We start from the raw sequence: 20,669 nt of genomic DNA, 5'->3' as shown, positions 1-20,669 counted from the left end.
GGCATACGTGGTCGTATGCCGTCAGGTGGCGCGGGCGGTCGCGTTCACTCGTCGCTGAGGTCGAGACCCGCGGCCGCGGAGACACCCTGGAGGTAGCCGCGAGCCCGCTCGAGACGGGGATAGCCGCGCAGCAGCTCCCAGAACTCCGGTCCGTGCCCCGGCTGCAACAGATGCGCGAGCTCGTGGAGCAGGACGTAGTCCACGACCCACCCCGGCATGCCACGGAGCTTGTCGGACAAGCGAATCGAGCCCTCCGCGGGGGTGCACGAGCCCCATCTGGAGTTCTGGTTGGACACCCAGCGCACGCTCGCGGGCACGGCCCGACCACCGAGGTGCTCGCGGGACAGGGCGAGCGCACGCTGCTCGAGGTCGCCGTCGCTGCGCTGGCGGCGCTGCTCGGAGGCGGCGACACGGGCCACCATGGTGCGCACCCACTCCCCCTCCTCGGCGCGGCTCATCCGGGCCGGGACGAGGACCACGAGCCGCCCCTCCTGGCGGTAGGCGGAGACGGTGCGGCGACGCTTGGCGCTGCGTCGGACCTCGACGGTCACGCCGTCGACGACCGTGTGCACCACCTCGCGTCGCACCGTCGTCATGAGGGCAGGGTAGGTCAGGGTGGGGACAACGGTCCGCAGCGCGCGCCCGACACGGCCGCGCTCGCGCGTCATACCGCACCCCGCACGGGCGCGCCAAGCGGGGATGAGCATGAATTCGTGCTCAGCGTGCCTTAGGGTTGAACGAGTCGAGGCACCCGTCGGATGGGTGCCATCTACAAGGAGACACCAATGGCTGACGAGACCTACAAGGGCGAGTTCTACTGCGTGAAGTGCAAGGAGAAGCGCGAGGCCGAGGGCAAGGTTGTCGTTTCCGACAACGGTCGCCGCATGGCCAAGGGACAGTGCCCCGTCTGCGGTACCAACCTGAACCGCATTCTGGGCAAGGCCTGACCAGGTCACGGCGGCGTCACTGACGCCGCACATCGAGGGGGCGGGACCACACGGTCCCGCCCTTTCGCACGTCCCCGGACAGGTCTCGTGCACTCCGGCTGTGGACGACGCCCACGCGCGGACCGGGGCGGCTGCGAGCCTGACGACCGAGGGTGGCGGCCGTTGGTGGCGCCACCGGGTCTGGAGGTCCGATGTCCGCAGCTGCCGTCCCGCCCCACCCGCGCCTGCCCGCCTGGCTCCGGCCCTTGGTACGACGACCCGGCGAGGTCCAGTTCGGTGTGCTGCCCGGCGGCCCTGTCGTCACCGGGATCACCGGCGCCGAGGTCGAGCTGCTCGCCCGCCTCGACGGTGCGCTCCCCCTCGAATCGACCGACTTGGTGGCGGCAGAGGCCGGGATCGCACCGGCGCGGTGGCGGGCCCTCCTCGAGCTGACAACCGACCTGGGCCTGCTCACCGACCGCACGCCGCCCGTCCCCGGCTCGGGGCCCGACGGGACGGGACGCGTCGTCGTCGATGGCTGCGGTGAGGTGGCCTCCGGCATCGCGGACGCGCTGGCGCAGACGGGCACGACCGTCGTGCACGGTCGCGCTGCCGTCGACAGGGCCGTGGCGTCACCGCTGCGACCACGACCCGACCTCGTGGTCCTCGTCGGGTCACCGGTGGTCGACCCACGTCGTGGACAGCTCTGGCTGCGACACGGCGTGCCCCATCTGCCGGTGGCCCCGGCCGGCCCGCGAACCCTCGTCGGGCCCCTCGTCGACGCCTCCCCCGGCGCGCCGTGCCTGTGGTGCCTGGAACGCCACCGCGCCGACCGCGACGAAGCCTGGCCGGCCGTGATGAGCCAGGCCGCACCCGGTCGCACCCTCGCACTGACGGGCCCACCCGAAGGCCTGCACGACGCGCTGAGCCCGGGACTGGCGCACCTCGTCGTCGGCACCGTGACGCTGCTGGCCATGGGCGTCCTCGAGGGCCACCCCTCCCCGCCGGGCGTCTCCGTCGAGGTCAGCCTCCCCTGGCCCCGGATGGACCACCGGCGCTGGCCGCCCCATCCGCTCTGCACCGAGCATCCCGCTCGCACGGCGACGACCGGAGTCGCCGGGGGCCCAGCGACCGACTGCCGCTCCCTGGACGGATCGCTGCAGCGCGGGGCGTGACCGGCACACCGAAGGCTGTACAGAAGGTCAGGTGAACGTGCGCCGGCGGGTACACATAGAGTCGAGCGTGGGCGCCGACCCGCCGCCTGGCGATGGAGTCGTGTCACCGCCGTGGCAGCGGGCTCGGGCCCACCTGAGACCTGCCGAACCGCCCGAGGAGGTGCCGCCGTGACCGATCTGCCCCGCAAGGCCGTCGTGCGCTCGGCCAAGCTCGCCTCGGTGCCGCTCGGCTTCGCCGGCCGCACTGCCCTCGGCCTCGGCAAGCGCCTCGGGGGCCGGCCGGCCGAGATCGTGGCGGCGGAGCTGCAGGCACGCACGGCCCAGCAGCTCTTCCAGGTGCTCGGGGAGCTCAAGGGCGGCGCGATGAAGTTCGGGCAGGCCCTCTCGATCTTCGAGGCGGCCCTGCCCGAGGACCTCGCCGTGCACTATCGCGCGATGCTGACCAAGCTCCAGGACAGCGCGCCCCCGATGCCGACCACGTCGGTGCACGGAGTGCTCCGTGCCGACCTCGGCACCCGCTGGCGCAGCAAGTTCACCTCGTTCGACGACCACCCGGTGGCCTCTGCCTCGATCGGACAGGTCCATCGCGCCGTCTGGAAGGACGGCCGGGACGTCGCGGTGAAGATCCAGTACCCCGGCGCCGGCGCCGCCCTGATGAGCGACATCCGACAGATCAGCCGGGTGGCCAAGGTCGCCGCCAGCTGGGTCCCTGGCATCGAGCTGGGCCCGATCCTCGACGAGCTGCGTGACCGGATGGCCGAGGAGCTCGACTACCGCCTCGAGGCCGAGTCGCAGGCGACCTTCGCCGCGGCCTTCGACGGCGACCCCGACTTCGCCGTGCCGCACGTCGTCGAGGGCCGCGAGCACGTCATCGTGTCGGAGTGGCTCGAGGGCCTGCCGCTCTCGCGGATCATCGCCGAGGGCACCCAGGAGCAGCGTGACACCGCCTCGCAGCTCTACCTGCGCTTCCTGCTGGCCGGACCGGCGCGCGCCGGCCTGCTGCACGCCGACCCCCACCCAGGCAACTTTCGCATCACTCCCGATGGGCGCTTGGGCGTCATCGACTTCGGCGCCGTCAACCGGCTCCCCGACGGTATGCCACCGGAGATCGGGCCGCTGCTGACCACCGGCCTCGAGGGCAGCGCCGAGGACGTGCTCGCGGGCCTGCGGGAGATCGGTTTCGTCAAGGAGCGCATCGACCTCGACCCGCAGCGGCTGCTCGACTACCTCGAGCCCTTCATGGCGCCCTTCCGCACCGACACCTTCACCTTCAGCCGGGACTGGCTCCGGGGGGTCTTCGCCCACATCAACGACCCGCGACAGCCCAACTACGCCGTCGCGTACAAGCTCAACCTGCCGCCCGAGTACCTCCTGATCCACCGCGTCTGGGGTGGGGGCATCGGCGTGCTCAGCCAGCTCGGCGGCACCGTCCACGGACGGGCCATCGTCGACGAGCTGCTTCCCGGCGCCGATCTGCCGCCGGTCGCCGACGCCGGCTGACCCACCGGCGGTCGCGGCCCGTCACCACCAGACGGGGTCGAGCTTGCCCTCGATCGAGCGCAGGTTCTCGCGGCTGCAGCGCTGGCACGTCCAGGTCGTGCGCCCACCGTCAGAGCCTCGACTCCACGAGAGCCGGGCCGCGGCCTGCTCATCGGTCGGCGGCGTCGCGCCGCAGCTGGAGCAGACGAGCTGCTGGCCCTGAGCCGACGTGCCGGTAGAAGCGTCCATGGGCTTCTCCCTTCTCCTCTCTCGAGTATCCGCCGATCCGGGGGCCAGACGTGGTGCCACGCGGATCGCGCGTGATTCAGAGGGGGCGCGGAGAGGCCGTTCAGCTGAGGGGCGTTCGCCCCTCGACATGCGAAACCGCGGGTGACGTGCGCGTCACCCGCGGCTCGCTCACTCGATTCAGTTGTCCTGCAACGCGCTTCGTGGCGCGGTCGTTCACTTCGTGCTGTGGCGTCGACTGGCGCGGATCTCCTCGGCGATCAGCCGGGCGCTGCGACGGATGCCGCTGCGTTCCTGGCGCTGACTGCGCTGGTTGATCCGGTCGCGAGCCAGCATCTCGAGCTGGTTCATGACGTTCTCCTGGTCTGTGAAAAGGGTGGTCTGCTGGGATCGGCGTCTGGGACATGCGTGCTCACGCAGGCTCAGGCGGCCACGGGGTGCTTGCGCGGACGGCCGCGGGGTCGCTTGCGAGCCACGACGGCGCCCTGGACGAGCAGCTGCCCACCCCAGACGCCCCACGGCTCCTGGCGCTCGAGCGCGCCGGCAAGGCACTGGACGCGTGCAGGGCAGAGCCCGCAGAGCGTCTTGGCGAACTCGACGTCCTCGGGTCGCTCGGCGAACCAGAGCTCCGCGTCGTAGTCGCGACACGGAATGGTCTCGCCGACCTGCTCGGCCTCGGCTCGCATGTCGATCAGTTCGGTCAGCTGCATCGTTCTCACCTCCGTCTCCTGGGCACCCGTGGTGGAGCGCCCCTGCTCACTCGTGTCTGGTCTGGTCCGAAGGCCCGCACCGGTGGTGCACGTCTCGGTCCTGTTGCTCGGCATCCGGGGAGTCATCTGTGTCCCTGATCTGTCAGGCACCCGGTCGGGTGCTCATCTGGCGGTGTCGGTTCGTGCATGTGGAGCGGCGATCGGCCGGGAACCTGCCCGGAGAAACACGAAGGCCGCGGACCCGGTGATGTCGGGTTCGCGGCCTGGAGGTGAGGCTTCGGGTCTGGTCAGACCGGGGGCCTCCCAGAGCGGGAGCGAACGACATCGGGGATCTTGTAGGCGGGGGCGGACGTGCGGCCCGTGACCGAGACGTCTCCCTGGACCGGGGCGCGGAAGTCGGCGACACGGCCACCCATGAAGGCGGCGACGGACACAGTGGTCCCCTGCTCCGGAGCGAGAGTGGCCGCAAGGCGGACCTGGCCGGTGGTCGGCCGCAGACGCACGGAAAGGACGCAGGAGACTGCGTTCATCGTCATCGTGGTGTTGTCCATCAGGCCGACCTCCTCACTTCTGCTCACGGGCCCCAGCTGGCCACCGAGACCACTGGGCTTGACTTCGTCAAGGGTACGCGTGCGCCTCGCTGGCGAACAACTGATTTAACGAAGTTTTGGGAACTTATTTTTGCGGAGCGCCGCTATTCGGCGGATTCCTTTGCCGCAGAACGGCTTTCGATCAGTTCTTGCGGGTCCGCACCGGCGAGGATCGCTAAGACGTCGCTGCCGTACTGCTCGATCTTGCGCGCGCCGACCCCGCTGATGAGCGAGAGCCCGCCTTCGTCGGACGGCGCGCTCTCGGCGATCGCGGTGAGCGTCGCGTCGGTGAAGACGACGTATGCCGGCACGCTCGCCTCGCGCGCGACGGCCAGCCGCCACTCGCGCAGCCGCTCGAACGTCGCCTCGTCGTAGGTGGGCGGGCAGTCGTCGCAGCGGCCGGTCTTGCGTTGCGCGGCAGAGACCAGCTCGGCGCCGCATCCGCGGCAGTGGGCGAGGCGCGCCACCTTGGGAGCGGACCGCTTGGACCCACCGGAGCGGGCCTCGCTGCGAGCGCCCTGACCGAGGATGTCGGAGGCCGGAGCGAGGAAGCGCGAGACGCGCCGCGTGGCGCGGGCGCCCGGTGTGCGAGCGCCGGACCACGACAGGAACAGCTGCTTGCGCGCCCGGGTGAGCCCGACGTAGAGCAACCGGCGCTCCTCCTCGATGGCATCGGGACCGTCGGCCATCGAGATCGGCATGAGACCGTCAGAGGCGCCGACGAGGAAGACGGTGTCCCACTCGAGTCCCTTCGCTGCGTGCAGGCTGGCCAACGTCACCCCCTGGACGGCCGGGGCGTGCTGCTCGGCTGCGCGACGGTCGAGCTCGGCGACGAGCTCGGGCAGCCGCGCCTCGGGTGCTGCCACGGCGATGTCGTCGGCCAGCGTGGCGAGGGCGGTCAACGACTCCCAGCGCTCACGGGTCGCCCCACCGCCCGACGGCGGCTCGTGCGACCAGCCGGCCCCGGTGATGACGTCGCGCGCGATCTCGCCGAGCGGCTTGTCGCCGTCGTCGCTGCGAGCAGCACCGCGCAGCAGCAGGATCGCGTCACGCACCTCCTTGCGCGCGAAGAAGCGGTCACCGCCACGCACGAGGTAGGGCACGCCCGCGTCGGTCAGGGCCGACTCGAAGGCCTCGGACTGGGCGTTGGTGCGGAAGAGGATCGCGATCTCGGCGGCGGGATGACCACCGGACACGAGTGCCCGGATGCGCTCCGCGACGGCGGCGGCCTCGGCCGGGTCGTCGGGATGGCTCGTCAGCTCGGGAGCGGGACCGGGCTCGGACTGCGCGAGCAGGCGCACCGCGCCCTCGCGGGCCGCCTGCGTGCCCGAGGCGACGATCGTGTTGGCGAGACCGACGATCTGCGGCGTCGACCGGTAGTTGCGGACGAGCCGCACGACCTGGGCCCCCGGGAAGCGCTGGGGGAAGCCGACGAGGTGTCGGGGGCTGGCTCCGGTGAACGAGTAGATGGTCTGGGCAGGGTCACCGACGACGCAGAGGTCCTTGCGCTCCCCCAGCCACTGGTCGAGCAGCCGCTGCTGCAGGTCGTTGACGTCCTGGTACTCGTCGACGACGAACTGGCGGTACTGCCCCCGCACGGTGCGGGCGATGTCCTCGCGCTCGTCGAGGATGCCGACGGTGAGGAGCAGGACGTCCTCGAAGTCGATGACCCCACGCCGCTGCTTGACGTCCTCGTAGGCCTCGAAGAGCCTCGCCATGGCCGTGAGGTCGAGGCCGGGTGGCTCACGGCGCTGCTCACGGGCGCGGGCGGCGTACGACTGCGGGGTCAGCAGGTTGACCTTGGCCCACTCGATCTCCGCGGCGAGGTCGCGCACGGTGGTGCGGTCGAACTGCATGCGCAGGCGGCTCGCCGCCTCGGCGACGGCCGCCGCCTTGTGGCTCATCACCTCGGGGGCCGCGCCGCCGATCGCCTGCGGCCAGAAGAAGTGGAGCTGGCGCAGTGCGGCTGCGTGGAAGGTGCGCGCCTGGACGCCCTGCACCCCGAGGCCGCGCAGGCGCGTGCGCATCTCACCGGCGGCGCGCGCCGTGAAGGTGAGCGCGAGCACGCGCTGCGGCTGCTGGGCGCCCGAGTGGACGGCATACGCGATGCGGTGGGTGATGGCGCGGGTCTTGCCCGTGCCGGCGCCCGCCAGGATGCACAAGGGTCCCGGCGGGGCCATCGCGACCTCGCGCTGCTCGGGGTCGAGCCCGTCGAGGATCTGGTCGGCAGTGGGCACTGCGGGTACTGCGCTCAGGAGTGATCACCCTTCGAGGTGGCCAGCACGCGCGCGGCGTGGTCCGGCACATAGTTCTGCTCGTGCTGCGGCGGGCGCTCGTAACCGCGCGGGGCCGGGCGCTTCGGGACGCGGGGTACGTCGGGGGCCACGTCGGCATGCGGGATGGAGCTGAGCAGGTGGTGCATGACGTTGACCCGCGAGCGGCGCTTGTCCTCGGACTCGACGACGTGCCACGGCGCATGGTCGGTGCTCGTCTCGGCCATCATGATGTCCTTCGCCTCGGAGTAGTCCTCCCACCGGGTGATCGACTCGAGGTCCATCGGCGAGAGCTTCCACTGGCGCATGGGGTCCTTGGCGCGGGAGCGGAAGCGGCGCTCCTGCTCGACGTCGGAGACGCTGAACCAGTACTTGCGCAGGATGATGCCGTCGTCGACGAGCATCTGCTCGAAGACGGGCGCCTGCTCGAGGAAGCGGGAGTACTGCGCGTCGGTGCAGAAGCCCATGACGCGCTCGACGCCGGCACGGTTGTACCAGGACCGGTCGAACAGCACGATCTCGCCCGCGGCGGGCAGGTGGGCGATGTAGCGCTGGAAGTACCACTGCGACTTCTCGCGGTCGGTCGGTGCCGGGAGCGCCGCGATGCGGGCGACGCGCGGGCTGAGGTACTCGGTGATCCGCTTGATCGCCGATCCCTTGCCGGCGGCGTCGCGACCCTCGAAGACGACGACGACACGCTGACCGGTGGCGCGCACCCACTCCTGGAACGCGACGAGCTCCGCCTGCAGGCGACGGACCTCGGTCTCGTAGACGTCGAGGTCCATCCTCCGGGGTCGTTTTGCACGGCGTTTGGCCATGGGGTCATCCTTGCACCGAGGGACGACGCCCGTGGCCCCCGTCCCCAAGGCGACACCCCGCGCACAGGACGACAGAGGAACCGATGCCAGACACCAGCCAGGTCAGGCCCGACGAGGGCTCGATCACGATGTTCACGACGACGTGGTGCGGCTACTGCACGCGCCTCAAGGGCCAGCTGACCCGCGAGGGCGTGCCGTTCACCGAGATCGACCTCGAGGCCAACCCCGAGCACGTCGACTTCGTCGAGCGCGTCAACGGCGGCAACCGCACCGTCCCGACGGTCGTCTTCCCCGACGGATCGGCCGCGACCAACCCGTCGCTCGCGGAGGTGCGTTCCCGCCTCGCCGGCTGACGAACCCCTCGCGGCTTCAGAACCCTCCCGCACGTCCGGGCGGCAGCACGGACTCGACCGTCTGGCCCAGCCAGTGCTCGATGATCCGCTTGGCGATCGAGATGCCACTCGGGGTGCGGATCGTGTCGCTCAGCAGCAGGTCACGGTACTCATCGCGCGTCACCCAGCGTGCCTCGGCCATCTCGACGGGGTCGATGGTCAGCTCCGTCTCCCGGGTCGTGGCGGCGAAGCCGATCATCACCGACGACGGGAACGGCCAGGGCTGGTTGCCCAGGTAGCGAGCCCCGTCCACGGTGACGCCGACCTCCTCGGCGACCTCGCGGGCGACCGCGGCCTCGAACGCCTCCCCCGGCTCGACGAAGCCGGCGAGCACCGAGAACCGCCCCTCCGGCCAGTGCGCACCACGACCGAGCAGCAGACGGTCGTCCGGGTCGACGACCGACATGATGACAGCAGGGTCGGTGCGTGGGTAGTGCTCGCTGCCCTCCCGCTCGCACCGCCGCACCCAGCCCGCCTGGGTGGGTTCCGTGGGCGCGCCGCAACGCGGGCAGAAGCGGTGGGTGGCGTGCCAGTTCGCCAGGGCCAGGGCGGTCGTGAACACCCCGGCGTCGCGCGGCGCGAGGGCCTCCCCGGCCTGCCGCAGGGTGAGCCAACCATCGGCCGCCGGGTCGCTCGCGCCGTCTGCCGGACCGCTGCCGACCTCACGGGTCACGACGCCGACGTATGCCGTGCCGTCCGCGTCGCGCCCCAGGTGCAGTCCCAGGCCGGCGTGGTCCGCGGCCTCGGGGGCGCGGAGCGCGAGCTGGAGACGGCCGTCGCCGGTGGCGCCGTCGCGCCCGTCGCGCCCGTCGCGCCCGTCGCGCGACGGTGCCACGCGCATCCGGTCGCCCCGGATCTCGGCGACTCGGGTGCGAGGGTCGTCGAGCAGCTCGGTGAGGATGTCGGGACGACGGCGCTCGAGCGCCACCCGGCCCAGCGCGCTGCGCGAGAGCGCCAGATCGGCCAGGGTCTCGTCGGTCAGTGCCACACGGCCACCCTAGAGGGCGCGCTCGCGTCACCCTGTAGGGGCCGAGCGCCGCGGGCCGAACGGACGACGGCGCGCCTCGCCTCCCACGCTGGGCGCGTCGTACGACCTACGGTGGTGTCGTGACACGCAGCCCCCTCTTCCTCGCCGCCCTGGCGAGCTCGGCCGTGCCGGGCCTCGATCCGGTGACGGTGGAGGGTGTGCCGGGCGAGCCGGGCGACCTCTTCGAGATCGCCTACGTGCAGGACAGCCAGGACCGCCGGTGGGTCGTCAAGGCGCCGTGCACCGCCGCCGCGGGGGCGATGCTCGATGACATCTCCGCGCTCTCCGGGCTGCTGGGGCGTCGGCTCGACGTGGCCATGCCGATGGTGCGGGGCTTCGCTCCGGTGCCCGAGGGGCGGGCCACCGTGTACCTGCGCGTCCCTGGCCGCCCGCTGGACTTCGCCGCTCTCACGCCGGGGCCCCTGACGGTCGAGGTCGGCCGCACGCTCGCGCACATCCACAACGTGGAGCACCTGCTGTTCGAGGAGGCCGGTCGCCCGTCGTACGACGCCGAGGCGCACCGCCGACGCCAGCTCTCCGAGCTCGACCGTGCCGCCGCCACGGGGCACGTGCCGACCGGCCTGCTCACCCGCTGGGAGCACGCGCTCGAGGACGTCTCGCTGTGGCGCTTCGCCCCGAGCGCGGTCCACGGCACGTTCACCGGCCAGAACGTCCTCGCGTCGTTCGACGACGACAGCGACTCGTCGACCGGCCACATCCGCGGAGTCCTGGCGTGGGAGGAGAGCCGCGTCGGCGACCCGGCCGACGACTTCGCCGAGCTCGCCAGTGTCGCCCCGCCGGCGACGCTCGACGCCGTCCTCGAGGCCTACGCCGCCTCCCGCATCGAACGGCCGGACGTCCACCTCGTGCGGCGCGCCCGCCTCGCAGCCGAGATGACGCCCCTCCGGGCCCTGCTGCACGCCCTCTCCTCGGGACGGCTGGACGTCGTCGAGCGCACCGCCGAGCAGCTGCGGACTCTCGACGCCCGTGTCGAGGCGGCCGACCGCCGTCACGCCCGGGAGGACGCCGAGCGCAGCGAGCGCACCAGACAGGCCCGTGAGCAGGCCACCCCCGTGCTCGATCGCGAGGACCCCGCCCGCCAGCGGGCTGAGCGACCCGAACCCGAGTGGGACGCCACCCAGCCGCACGCGCCCTTCCCGATGCTCGGCGAGACCCAGGCCATCTCGATGACGGACCTCGTGGACGACCGGCGTGCGGGCGGTGACGAGGGCAATACCGGGGAGGCATCTGCCGCCGCGCCGCCAGATGCCCACACCGACCCGTCGGGGACGACGACGCCGGACCCCGCGCCGACACGCGCCGGCGCCGAGTCGGCGTTGCCCGTGACCGACACCGACGACCCGGACCTCGAGGACTCGCAACCCGTCCCTGTCGTCGCGGCGGACCCTGACGCGTCACCATTCGAGATCGACGAGGTCGAGGCGCTGCCCGAGGACGCGGACGGAGTGCTCGACCTCCACGAGGGCGCCTCCGACTTCGTGCCGGTCCCCAAGCCCGATCACGCCCATCAACCCCCTGGCTGAACACGCACGCCCGTGCGACACCGGTTCCCGGTTGACGCGGTCGCCGATCAGCCCGAGGGTCGCGCCGAAGGCTTGCCGGGCCAGCGACTGCGCGGGAGGATCGCGCTCCTCGCCGTCACCGTGGGCATAGGTGGTCAGGCGTCGCGCCGCCGCAGGCGGATCGCGGCCAGGCCCAGGATGACGGCGGCATACCCGCAGAAGAGAGCGAAGCCGGCCCACGGAGCCAACGCGGCCGGGTCGGCGTGCACGTGGGTGATGCCCTCCCCGACCGTGCTGGGCAGGTACTTGTCGATCGGGTCGGCCCACGACGCGGGCAGGAAGCGCACGATGATCGGGAGGACGAACAGCACGCCGAACAGGGCGGAGATGCCGCCGGCGGTGTTGCGCAGCAGGGCGCCGAGGCCCAGGCCTAGCAGGCCGACCACGGTCAGGTACAACGCGGCCCCGAGCACGGCACGCAGCACGCCCGGGTCACCCAACCCGGCCTGCAGGTGCTTGGCCCCCAGGATCGACTGCCCGATCAGGAACGCGCCGAGCACCGACGGGACGGTCAGCACCAGCGTCACGGCGGCGAAGACCGCGGCCTTGGCCCACAGCACGGGCAGACGGGACGGGACGGCCGCAAGGGTCGCCCGGATCATCCCGGTTGCGTACTCACCGGTGATGAGCAGGACACCCAGGACGCCGATGGCCAGCTGTGCGAGGAAGATGCCGGCCAGGCTGCGCGAGGTGGGGTCGAAGCCGGCCGCCTCACGAGGATTGTGTGGCGGCCAGTGCGCGACGGTCACGGACGGCACGAGGATGGAGAGCCCGACGATGAAGACGACCGCGGCGAGCATGGAGAAGATGGTCGAGCGAAGGGAACGCAGCTTGGTCCACTCCGACAGGACAACCCGCGCCTGGGTGACCTTCTTCTGAGGCGACGTGCGTGGACGCAGCGCGGTGCTGCTCGTGGTTGCAGTGCTCATCGGTTCGCTCCGGCGGTCTCGAGAGCGCTGCCGCCCTCGGTGGTCGTGGCGCCGTGGTACTCGACGGCGTCCTTGGTCAGGTCCATGAAGGCCTCCTCCAGCGAGGTCTGCTGGGCGGACAGCTCGAGCAGGGTGATACCGGCGCCGCCGGCCGCGAGACCGATCTGGTCGGTGCTCAGCCCGCTCACCTCCAGCGCGTCGCCGCCGGTGCTCTCGACGGTCACGTTTGGCCCGGCGAGTACCGTCGCAAGCGCGTGAGGGTCGGTCGTGCGGACCCGCACCCGGTTGCCCGAGGAGCTCGCGATGAATTCCTGGACACTGGTGTTCGCGATCAGCTTCCCTCGTCCGACGACGATGAGGTGCTCGGCGGTCTGGGCCATCTCGCTCATCAGGTGCGAGGAGACGAACACGGTGCGCCCTTCGGCGGCCAACGACTTGAGCAGGTTGCGGATCCAGCGGATGCCGTCGGGGTCGAGACCGTTGACCGGCTCGTCGAGGATGACGGTCTGCGGGTCACCCAGCAGGGCCGAGGCGATGCCGAGCCGCTGCCCCATCCCGAGCGAGAAGCCCCCGGCCCGCTTCTTGGCGACCTCGCGCAGGCCGACCAGGTCGACCACCTCGTCGACCCGGCCCCGAGAGATGCCGGCGGTCTGGGCCAGGGCCAGCAGGTGGTTGAACGCGCTGCGGCCCGTGTGGACCGACCGCGCCTCCAGCAGGGCGCCCACTTCGTGCAGCGGGGCGGTGTGCTCGCGGTACGCCTTCCCGTTCACGCGGACAGTGCCCGCGGTGGGAGCGTCCAGTCCCAGAATCATGCGCATCGTCGTGGACTTGCCGGCGCCGTTGGGGCCCAGGAACCCGGTGACCACCCCTGGCTTCACAGTGAAGGTGAGGTCGTCGACGGCGGTTTTCTGGCCGTAGCGCTTCGTGAGACCCAGGGCCTCGATCATGGGTAGCTCTTTCGTCGTCAGGTTGGTGGACCGAAGGACCAGGCATCCGAGGAGCTTCCTGATGCTCACGCTGACTGGTCCCGCACGGCAGAGTGCCCACCGAACCGGCAGGCCCCCGCAGGGTGCCTGATCCACCTGTGCGCAGACTGTGGCCGCGCGGACCGAAGGCGCCCGCGTAGGTCCCTAGTCGGGAAGGGTGCGCAGGAGGTCGACGAGCGCCGCCTCGCCCGGGAGGTCGGGACGGACGGTGACGCCCTCCCCCGCGTAGTAGAACGCCGCGTCGACGAGCGACGGGTCGACATCGCGCAGCCGGGCGAAGGCGACGGCATACGCCCCGAGCTGGAGGGCACGGACGGCGGCATCTCGCCCGGTGGGCCGGGCACCGGTCTTCCAGTCGACGACCGTCCACCCCCCGTCGTCGCGGGGGAACACGGCATCCACACGACCTCGAACCGCGATGCCGTCGATGATCGTCTCGATCGACATCTCGATCTCCTCGGGGATGCGATCGGCCCACTCGCTGGCGAGAAAACGCTCCTTCATGGAGTCGAGATCGCCGTCGTCGGCAGCGCCCTCATCGGCGCTGCCGGGCAGGTCGAGCAGGTCGACGAACGCGGCGCGGGAGTAGTGCTCCTCGATCCAGGCGTGGAAGGCGGTGCCCTGGCGGGCGGCGACCGCCGGCGGGCTCGGCATCGGACGGCGGAGGGACATCGCGAAGGCCTCGGCGTCACGGGCCAACGACACGACCGCTGAGGCCGAGAGGTGACGTGGGACGTCGACGACCGGCTCACCCCTCGATCGCCGTGCCGCCTGCTCCGCGAGGAGGATGCGCAGGTCGTCCACCCGCGGATCTCCTTGCGGCACAGTGGGCCCGGCCTCGGCCAGCGAGATGATGCGACGGTGGACGTCGATGAGGGCGGCGCGTCGGGCACCCATCGGGTCGTGCGGCCACAGCTGCGAGACCGGGACGGCGAGGTGCGGGTTGGTCGGTGCCGCCGCCTTGCCCTTGTCGTCCACGACGGGCTCGGGTGCGGGAACCCAGACCGTGCGCACGACGGCATCCGGGAGGGAGTCCTCGACCTCGGTCAGGAAGCGGGACGGCACCGACAGCGTCTTCTTCGCAGCTCCCCACAGGTGTGTGGTCAGCAGCATCGAGGATCGCGCCCGCGTCAGCGCGACGTAGGCGAGGCGTCGCTCCTCGGCGACGGCGTGGCGGCCGCCCTCGAGGACGAACGCATCGATGGCGGCGCTCAGCGTCCTGCGGTCCGGGACTCCGCGCCAGTCCAGGTGCGGCAGGCCCGCCCGGTCACCGCGCAGGTCGTAGGGCAGCGAGTCGAGCCCCACGAGCCAGCCCTTGTCCTTGACGTCGCCGGAGCAGGCGTATGCCGTGGGGTCGCTGTCCGCGACGGGCGACACCGCGGTCGCGCCGTGGGCGGGGAAGACGCCCTCGACGAGGGTGGGGACGGCGACCACGTCCCACTCGAGTCCCTTGGCGGCGTGGACGGTGAGCACCTGCACGGCGTCCGCGTCGGACTCGGCGTGCCCGGCATCGAGTCCGCGCTCCTGGTCGCGCGCGGCGTCGAGCCAGCTGAGGAAGCCGGAGAGCGTGGGGCGATCGGCAGTGGTGGCGTAGCGGGCGGCGACGTCGGCGAAGGCGTCGAGGTGCACTCGCGCCGTCGACGCGGTGTGCTCGGGACGCGAGAGCACCTCGATGTCGAGCCCGATCGCGACCTCGGCCTCGGCGACGAGGTCGACGAGCGGCAGCGCGGTGAGGCGGCGCAGGCGCCGCACGACGTCACCGAGGTCGTGCAGGCGGCCGAGGGCCTCGTCGCTGATCCGGGCGCCGTCTCGGGCGGTCCACCCGGCCCGGGGCAGCTCGTCGAGGGCCTCGACGAGCGTGGCCGTGTCGGCGCTGTCGGCCGCGAGGTCGGACCCGCGGCGGTCGGCGGCCGGATCGGCGGCGCCTGATGCCGTCGGGGCGTCGACCGCCTGCTCCGTCATGGTCGACGGCGTCGGCTCCGGCACCGCCGACGCGTCGGGAGCGGTCGGCACCGCTCCCGGGCGGGGGGTCCTGGAGTGCAGCTCGCGCGCCCAGGCCCACAGCCCGGCGAGGTCGGCCGCCCCGAGGCGCACGACAGGACCGGTGAGCAGGCGCATCAGCTGGTCACCCCGGGTCGGGTCCTGCACGACCCAGAGCGCTGACACGAGGTCGCTGACCTCGGGGGTCACGAGCAGGCCGCCCAGCCCGACGACCTCGACGGGGAGCTGGCGGCGCCGCAGCGCCTCGAGGACCAGCGGGAAGGTCGAGCGCCGACGGCACAGCACCGCGGCGCTGCGGCCGGTGCGGCGCCCACTGGGGCTGAACCAGTGCGAGGCGATCCAGCCGGCCAGGTGGTCGGCCTCCTCCTCCGCGGTCTCCAGCCGGGCCACCTCGATCGAGCCGACACCGGCGCCGGGGCGAGGCCTGAGCGGTTGCACGTGCTCGGTCGCGAGCGGCGCCGCGACGGTGTTGGCCGCGTCGAGGATGAGGGAGTCGTTGCGCCAGCTCGTCGAGAGCGGGAGCACGTCGGCAGGGCCTGCATCGCCCGCGAACTCGGAGGGGAAGCGCAGCAGCGTCGTCGCGCTCGCTCCGCGCCACCCGTAGATCGACTGGTTCGGGTCGCCGACCGCCGTCAGTGCGACTCCGGGGTGGTGGAAGAGCGAGCGCAGCAGCTCGAGCTGGGCCTCGGAGGTGTCCTGGAACTCGTCGAGCAGCACGGCCCGGAACCGCTGTCGCTCGGTCTCTCCGACGGCCGGGATCGAGCGGGTCAGACGCGCCGCGATGGCCATCTGGTCGGCGAAGTCGAGGGACTCGCGCTCGCGCTTGAGGGCGAGGAACGCCTCGACGATGGGCAGAACCGTGCGCCGCTCGCGCAGCACGGCCACGGCGTCGCGGGCGGCCGTGAGCGAACCGCGGCCCTCGCCGTCGGGCAGCGCGTCCAGTCGGGCGAGTACGGCATCGAGGTGCTCCATGACCTCGCCCGGGGTGCGTACGTGCTCGGCCATCTCACCGGCGAGCGCCATGACGGCCTGGATGACGGTGGCCTCGCTCTTGACGACGTCGTCCATCGGGCCGTCCCACCGGGACACCGCCTCGGCGGCGAGCTGCCAGGCGCCGGCCTCGGTGAGGATGCGGAACTCCGGCTCGATGCCCACGCGGAGCGCGTGCTCGCGGACGAGACGGCCAGCATACGCATGGTAGGTCGAGACGGTCGGGGTGCCGCCGAGCACCTCTGCGCCCGTGCCGTCGTCAGCGGGCGGCGTCCAGATGCCCGCACGCTCGAGACCGCGCAGTCGCTTGGCGATGCGCTGGGAGAGCTCGGCCGCGGCCTTGCGGGTGAAGGTGAGGCCGAGCACCTGGTCGGGGTCGACGAGGCCGTTGGCGACGAGCCACACGACGCGCGCGGCCATCGTCTCGGTCTTGCCCGAGCCGGCGCCCGCGACGACGAGCAGGGGGCGGGCGCCGGCCTCGATGACGGCGGACTGCTCAGCAGTGGGCGGCGGCATCTCGAGCGCCGTGGCGATGTCGAGCGCGCTGTGCTGCACCGCCGTCGCGCGGCCGGTCGCGTTCGAGGCCTCGATGGTCGTCACAGCGCGTCCCCCTCGGGCTGGACCGGGCACGAGGATCGCACCGGGCAGGTCTCGCACGCCTTGCCCTGGGAGGCACGGAACTCCCCCGCGCCCATCCCCTCTGCGGTCTCCTCGACCAGGGTCCGCGCCCACGTCGGGTCGGTGCTGCCGGCGAGCGGCGGTTGCGGCAGCACGCTCGGCTTGAGTCCCGACAGGCCGCCCTTGCCGATGAAGACGAGCGCGGCCCCGGCGCTGCGCTCACCGAGGTCGGGGAAGCCGCCCTCCTCGACGGCCACCTGGTAGGCGCCGAGCTGTCCGTGCTCGGCGAGCTCGGCCTTGGTCGGCTTGGACTTGCCGGTCTTGAGGTCGACGATGCGCAGCCGCCCCTCGGCGTCACGTTCGATGCGGTCGACGCGGCCGGCCACGACGGCCCGACCGACCTCGACCCGGAAGCCGGTCTCGATGCCGACACGCTCCCACTCCCGCTCGGCCCCGTCGCGGTAGGCCGCGAACCGGGCCACCATGTCGTGCGCCTCCTGGTGGGTGCGGTCGGTGACCCATCCCGGCTTGAGCCCGAGCCTGCCCCAGCGCTCGTCGACCTCGCGCTTCAGCTCGACGAGAGGCGCATCGGGCAGCTCGGCGACGATGTCGTGGACGAACGTGCCGACCGACGCGGCGCCGAGGGAAACCCCTTCACCCCCGACCGAGGTGAGGAACCAGCGCAACCCGCACTCGGAGAAGTAGGTGACCTTCGACGGAGACACGGGAACGGGCTCGTCGGGCCGGCGCACCGGGCGCTCGCTCGTGACCGACCGCAGCGCCCACCACGACCTCGGGTCGGCGCCGCGCACCCCTTCACGGGCCGCCACGGCGAGCAGGTTGAGGGCCGGCTCGGCGACGGCCGGATCCGGGTCCACCGCCTCGCGGCGGAGCTCTCCGACGAGTCCCGGCAGGGTCATCGTGCGGGCGACCTCGGAGTGCGGGCGCACCTCGTCGGCGAGCCGGGTCGTCGCCGGTGGATCGACGAGGTCGAGGTAGACGGAGGGCTGCTCGTCCTCGTTGCCGACTGCGGTGACGAGAAGGCGCTCGGTGGCCCGGGTGACGGCGACGAGGAAGAGACGCGTCTCGTCGTAGCGCACGGCGGCCTGCGCGGCCCGGAAGCCGAGGGGTCGCTGCGCCACGACGTCGACGAGGTCCTCGGAGCCGAGGACGGAACCGCGCAGGCGCAGGTCGGGCCAGACGCCCTCCTGGACGCCGGCGACGACGACGATGCGCCACTGTCGGCCGGCAGCGGTCTGCGGCGTCAGCAGCGCGACGCGACCGCCCGACTGTGCGCCGACGAGCAACGTGTCGCCGGGGACGTCCTGCCCCTGGATGTGCTCGAGGAAGGTGTCGGGTCCGGCGGTGGGCAGCCGGTCCACGAAGGCCCCCGCAGCGTCGAAGAGCGCGAGCACCGCGTCCAGGTCGCGGTCCGCGCGCTCGCCCGACGCCCCGCCGGAGAGCGCCTGCCGGCGCCAGCCTTCGGCGACCCCGGCACCCTGCCAGAGGGCCCAGAGCACGGACTCGGCCGTGACCCCGCGGGCCCAGCGGCCGTCGTCGTCCACCCGCGCAGCAGCGGCACCCGCGGCCAGCGCCGTCGCGATGCGCTCGGCAGGTCGCGCGGTCGACCCGAGCGTCCGGGCCCGCGGCGGCGACTGGAGCAGCTCGGCCAGCAGCTCGTCGCTGGACCGTCCACCACCAGCGGCGAGCTCGTCCTGTCGCAGGAGTCTCCGAAGCCGCCGCAGTCCGACGGTGTCGGACCCGCCGACCGGCGAGAGGACCAGGTCGGCCGCCCTGACCGGGTCGATGGTGTGGGACTCGCCGCGATGGTCGGCACGCGCGATCTCGATGCTCTCCTCGAGCAGGTGCAGGAGTGGTCTGACCGCGCTCTCGTCGCGCACCGGGGCCTCCGCGCTGCCGGCCTCGACCGGCACCCCGGCCTGACCGAGGAGCCGGCGCATCGTGTCGGCACGCCCAGAACCGCGGACGACGACGGCCATGTCGGTCCACGGCACGCCCTCGACGAGGTGGGCGCGTCGCAGCAGGGCCGCGACGTGCGCCGTCTCCTGCGCGGCCGACCGCAGCAGCGCCACCTCGACGGTGCCGCGTGCCGGATCATCCGTCGCCGGCGTCATCCGTCGCTGCTCCCCGCCGCCGAGAGCCCCGATGCGGCGGGACACCCGGTCGGCCACTCCGGCCATGGCTGCCCCGAACCGGTGCGTGCGGTCCAGGACGACGGTCTCGCCCTCGTCGCGGTCGTCGAGCAGGTCGAAGAGGCCGCCGACGAAGCGCGGGTCGCGCCCGGAGCCGGCGAGGTCGGTCCACCCGTCGGCGAGGAACCGCGGGTCGGCGCCGCGGAAGGTCTGGACGGCGACGTCGGGGTCGCCGATGAGGACGACCCGCGGCCCACCGGGACGGGCCACGACGCGAAGCAACCGGGCCGCGGCGGAGGTCAGCTCCTGGGCCTCGTCGACCACGACGAGACGGATGCGCTCGTGGAGGCGGTCGAGGGCCGACGGGTCCTCGTCGAGCAGCTCGGCGGCGGCCGTCAGCACCCAGGCGGGGTCGTAGGACCCGTGCCGGGTGAACGAGGTGACCTGGTCGTACTCCCGCAGCACATGCGCCGCCGCTGCCCACTCGGGCCGGTCGTGCTCGACGGCGAGCCGTGTCAGGTCGTCGGGCCCCTGCCCGAGCTCGACCGACCGCATGAGCAGGTCGCGCAGCTCGTTGCGGAAGCCGCGGGTCGTCAGGGCCTCCCGGAGCTCGTGGGGCCACTCCGGCCCCGTCACCTCTCCGGAGGCGTGCCCGGCGAGCAGGTCATGCAGGATGACGTCCTGCTCCGGGCCGTTGAGCAGGCGAGGCGGTGGTTCGCCGCGCAGGGCCGCCTCGGCGCGCAGCACGCCGAAGCCGAACGCCTGCCAGGTGCGCGCGAGGGACTCCGTCGACGTGCCGCCCAGGCGCGCGGTGACCTGCTGGCGCAGCGCGGCTGCAGCGCTGCGGCTCGACGTCAGGACGAGGCACGAGTCGGCGCGCAGCCCCTGCTGTCGGACGGCGTCGACGACGAGCTCGACCGCGAGGGTCGACTTGCCGGTCCCGGGCCCGCCGAGGACGCGGAGCACGCGTGCGGACGAGTCGAGAGCGGCCTGCTGGCGGTCGTCGAGCCGCACCCGCACGGGGGCGAGGGCAGGAGCGCGACGGAGGATGACCACCGGAGGATTCCATCACGCCCGACCGACACCGCGCTCGAGGCGATCGCGTATGCCGTGTGCCCCCTCACGCGCCCGCGTCCCGTGCTGCCGGACCACGACAGCGGACCTGTCAGGACCGGGAGATCACAGGCCGAGCATCACCGGCGTGCCCGGGAGGTCACCGGCGATCAGCGCCGCCAGCGGTGTCGCGAGGTCCCGGGGCGAGAACAGGTCGGTTCCGTCGTAACCGGCGATGTCTGCGAGCCGCCACCATCGCATCCCGGTGATGTGCTCGACGGCGAGGTCGGCGTCGGACAGCGCGCCGCGCGGGTCGAAGCGCGCGGTGCGGACGAGGAAGTAGTCGTTGACCAGCCCGTCGTAGCCGTCCGCCTGGCCCGGAGCGGCGACCTCCTGGTGCCAGACATGGGTCGGGTCGGCGTCGAGGACGAGCCCCGTCTCCTCGTGCAGCTCCCGGCGCAGTGCCGCCAGCGGCAGCTCACCGGGCTCGATGCCGCCGCCGGGGGCGGCCCACACGACCGTGGCGTCCGCCGGTACGGCTGGATGCGGGAAGCTGAAGCGGCACAGCAGGACACGGTCATCGTCGTCCAGGATGACCGCCCGGACCGCATGTCTGCGCCTCGCTGCGCCAGGCGTCTCGTTCATGCCCAGATGATCGGGCCGTCAGCGGCCGGCCGCAAGCCGGTCACGGCCCGCGGCGCGAGCGACGCGGGTTCAGCG

18 protein-coding genes are annotated in these 20,669 nt (G+C 72.6%); 5 read left to right on the top strand and 13 right to left on the bottom strand.

Annotated features, from left to right (window positions below; translation table 11 throughout):
• Positions 1-44: 44 nt before the first annotated feature.
• Positions 45-596, bottom strand: coding sequence for a M48 family metallopeptidase (locus AC1DIW_RS02470; RefSeq protein WP_442280052.1), 552 nt, complete (start codon positions 594-596; stop codon positions 45-47).
• 189 nt (positions 597-785) lie between these two features.
• Between AC1DIW_RS02470 and AC1DIW_RS02465 the strand changes: the two genes are divergently transcribed.
• The 3 genes from AC1DIW_RS02465 (at position 786) to AC1DIW_RS02455 (ending at position 3,601) form a co-directional block, all read left to right on the top strand.
• Entirely contained in the window at positions 786-947 is a 162-nt protein-coding gene (locus AC1DIW_RS02465) for a DUF5679 domain-containing protein (protein ID WP_020143053.1), read from the top strand.
• Between the two features lie 191 nt (positions 948-1,138).
• Complete coding sequence (locus AC1DIW_RS02460; protein WP_478106334.1) at positions 1,139-2,101, top strand: hypothetical protein; 963 nt, start codon at positions 1,139-1,141, stop codon at positions 2,099-2,101.
• 168 nt (positions 2,102-2,269) lie between these two features.
• Positions 2,270-3,601, top strand: coding sequence for an ABC1 kinase family protein (locus AC1DIW_RS02455; protein WP_442280050.1), 1,332 nt, complete (start codon positions 2,270-2,272; stop codon positions 3,599-3,601).
• 21 nt (positions 3,602-3,622) lie between these two features.
• Here the strand turns inward: AC1DIW_RS02455 and AC1DIW_RS02450 are convergent, their stop codons facing one another.
• The 6 genes from AC1DIW_RS02450 to ppk2 all read right to left on the bottom strand — a co-directional run bounded on the left by AC1DIW_RS02450 (position 3,623) and on the right by ppk2 (position 8,217).
• Positions 3,623-3,829: a hypothetical protein gene (locus tag AC1DIW_RS02450; protein ID WP_478106333.1), complete on the bottom strand. Its 207-nt coding sequence runs from the start codon at positions 3,827-3,829 to the stop codon at positions 3,623-3,625.
• A 213-nt stretch (positions 3,830-4,042) separates the two neighbouring features.
• Positions 4,043-4,177: a hypothetical protein gene (locus AC1DIW_RS02445; RefSeq protein WP_442280048.1), complete on the bottom strand. Its 135-nt coding sequence runs from the start codon at positions 4,175-4,177 to the stop codon at positions 4,043-4,045.
• 71 nt (positions 4,178-4,248) lie between these two features.
• Positions 4,249-4,536, bottom strand: coding sequence for a WhiB family transcriptional regulator (locus AC1DIW_RS02440; protein WP_442280047.1), 288 nt, complete (start codon positions 4,534-4,536; stop codon positions 4,249-4,251).
• Positions 4,537-4,823: 287 nt separating this feature from the next.
• The gene (locus tag AC1DIW_RS02435; protein WP_478106332.1) at positions 4,824-5,114 is read right to left on the bottom strand and encodes a hypothetical protein; all 291 of its coding nucleotides are present in this window, start codon (positions 5,112-5,114) and stop codon (positions 4,824-4,826) included.
• Between the two features lie 116 nt (positions 5,115-5,230).
• Entirely contained in the window at positions 5,231-7,363 is a 2,133-nt protein-coding gene (locus AC1DIW_RS02430) for an ATP-dependent DNA helicase UvrD2 (protein ID WP_478106331.1), read from the bottom strand.
• 14 nt (positions 7,364-7,377) lie between these two features.
• Entirely contained in the window at positions 7,378-8,217 is an 840-nt protein-coding gene (gene ppk2 / locus AC1DIW_RS02425) for a polyphosphate kinase 2 (RefSeq protein ID WP_478106330.1), read from the bottom strand.
• A gap of 83 nt (positions 8,218-8,300) precedes the next feature.
• On the opposite strand from ppk2, the gene AC1DIW_RS02420 reads away from it, so the two are divergent.
• Positions 8,301-8,570, top strand: a complete 270-nt coding sequence (locus tag AC1DIW_RS02420; protein ID WP_442280043.1) for a mycoredoxin — start codon at positions 8,301-8,303, stop codon at positions 8,568-8,570.
• Between the two features lie 16 nt (positions 8,571-8,586).
• On the opposite strand, the gene nudC is transcribed toward AC1DIW_RS02420, so the two are convergent.
• Positions 8,587-9,597 (bottom strand): NAD(+) diphosphatase, encoded by a 1,011-nt coding sequence (gene nudC, locus AC1DIW_RS02415; RefSeq protein ID WP_478106329.1) that lies wholly within the window; start codon positions 9,595-9,597, stop codon positions 8,587-8,589.
• Between the two features lie 119 nt (positions 9,598-9,716).
• Between nudC and AC1DIW_RS02410 the strand changes: the two genes are divergently transcribed.
• Positions 9,717-11,180 carry a phosphotransferase gene (locus AC1DIW_RS02410; protein ID WP_478106328.1) on the top strand — a complete coding sequence of 488 codons (1,464 nt, stop codon included), beginning with the start codon at positions 9,717-9,719 and terminating at the stop codon, positions 11,178-11,180.
• Between the two features lie 134 nt (positions 11,181-11,314).
• Here AC1DIW_RS02410 and AC1DIW_RS02405 read toward each other — a convergent pair whose 3' ends face one another.
• From AC1DIW_RS02405 to AC1DIW_RS02385, 5 genes are all read right to left on the bottom strand, one after another.
• Positions 11,315-12,148, bottom strand: coding sequence for an ABC transporter permease (locus AC1DIW_RS02405; RefSeq protein ID WP_478106327.1), 834 nt, complete (start codon positions 12,146-12,148; stop codon positions 11,315-11,317).
• Positions 12,145-13,095 (bottom strand): ATP-binding cassette domain-containing protein, encoded by a 951-nt coding sequence (locus tag AC1DIW_RS02400; protein ID WP_442280039.1) that lies wholly within the window; start codon positions 13,093-13,095, stop codon positions 12,145-12,147. The genes AC1DIW_RS02405 and AC1DIW_RS02400 overlap by 4 nt, the downstream gene beginning before the upstream one ends.
• A 183-nt stretch (positions 13,096-13,278) precedes the next feature.
• Complete coding sequence (locus AC1DIW_RS02395) at positions 13,279-16,725, bottom strand: ATP-dependent helicase (protein WP_478106326.1); 3,447 nt, start codon at positions 16,723-16,725, stop codon at positions 13,279-13,281.
• Positions 16,722-19,952, bottom strand: a complete 3,231-nt coding sequence (locus AC1DIW_RS02390) for an ATP-dependent helicase (RefSeq protein ID WP_478106325.1) — start codon at positions 19,950-19,952, stop codon at positions 16,722-16,724. Before AC1DIW_RS02390 ends, AC1DIW_RS02395 begins: the two co-directional genes overlap by 4 nt.
• Positions 19,953-20,075: 123 nt before the next feature.
• Complete coding sequence (locus AC1DIW_RS02385) at positions 20,076-20,594, bottom strand: NUDIX hydrolase (protein WP_478106324.1); 519 nt, start codon at positions 20,592-20,594, stop codon at positions 20,076-20,078.
• Between the last annotated feature and the right edge of the window lie 75 nt (positions 20,595-20,669).

This window comes from Terrabacter sp. 01T434, assembly GCF_056398545.1.
The sequence above is the reverse complement of the archived record's forward strand: the minus strand, read 5'-3'. Positions and strand labels throughout refer to the sequence as shown.

Excerpts from the sequence above, each read along its gene's own strand:
- AC1DIW_RS02440 (WP_442280047.1), bottom strand. The coding sequence starts at position 4,536 with ATGCAGCTGACCGAACTGATCGACATGCGAGCCGAGGCCGAGCAGGTC.
- AC1DIW_RS02385 (WP_478106324.1), bottom strand. The coding sequence starts at position 20,594 with ATGAACGAGACGCCTGGCGCAGCGAGGCGCAGACATGCGGTCCGGGCG.
- AC1DIW_RS02450 (WP_478106333.1), bottom strand. The coding sequence starts at position 3,829 with ATGGACGCTTCTACCGGCACGTCGGCTCAGGGCCAGCAGCTCGTCTGC.
- ppk2 (WP_478106330.1), bottom strand. The coding sequence starts at position 8,217 with ATGGCCAAACGCCGTGCAAAACGACCCCGGAGGATGGACCTCGACGTC.
- AC1DIW_RS02420 (WP_442280043.1), top strand. The coding sequence starts at position 8,301 with ATGCCAGACACCAGCCAGGTCAGGCCCGACGAGGGCTCGATCACGATG.
- AC1DIW_RS02445 (WP_442280048.1), bottom strand. The coding sequence starts at position 4,177 with ATGAACCAGCTCGAGATGCTGGCTCGCGACCGGATCAACCAGCGCAGT.
- AC1DIW_RS02465 (WP_020143053.1), top strand. The coding sequence starts at position 786 with ATGGCTGACGAGACCTACAAGGGCGAGTTCTACTGCGTGAAGTGCAAG.
- AC1DIW_RS02400 (WP_442280039.1), bottom strand. The coding sequence starts at position 13,095 with ATGATCGAGGCCCTGGGTCTCACGAAGCGCTACGGCCAGAAAACCGCC.
- AC1DIW_RS02460 (WP_478106334.1), top strand. The coding sequence starts at position 1,139 with ATGTCCGCAGCTGCCGTCCCGCCCCACCCGCGCCTGCCCGCCTGGCTC.
- AC1DIW_RS02470 (WP_442280052.1), bottom strand. The coding sequence starts at position 596 with ATGACGACGGTGCGACGCGAGGTGGTGCACACGGTCGTCGACGGCGTG.
- AC1DIW_RS02405 (WP_478106327.1), bottom strand. The coding sequence starts at position 12,148 with ATGAGCACTGCAACCACGAGCAGCACCGCGCTGCGTCCACGCACGTCG.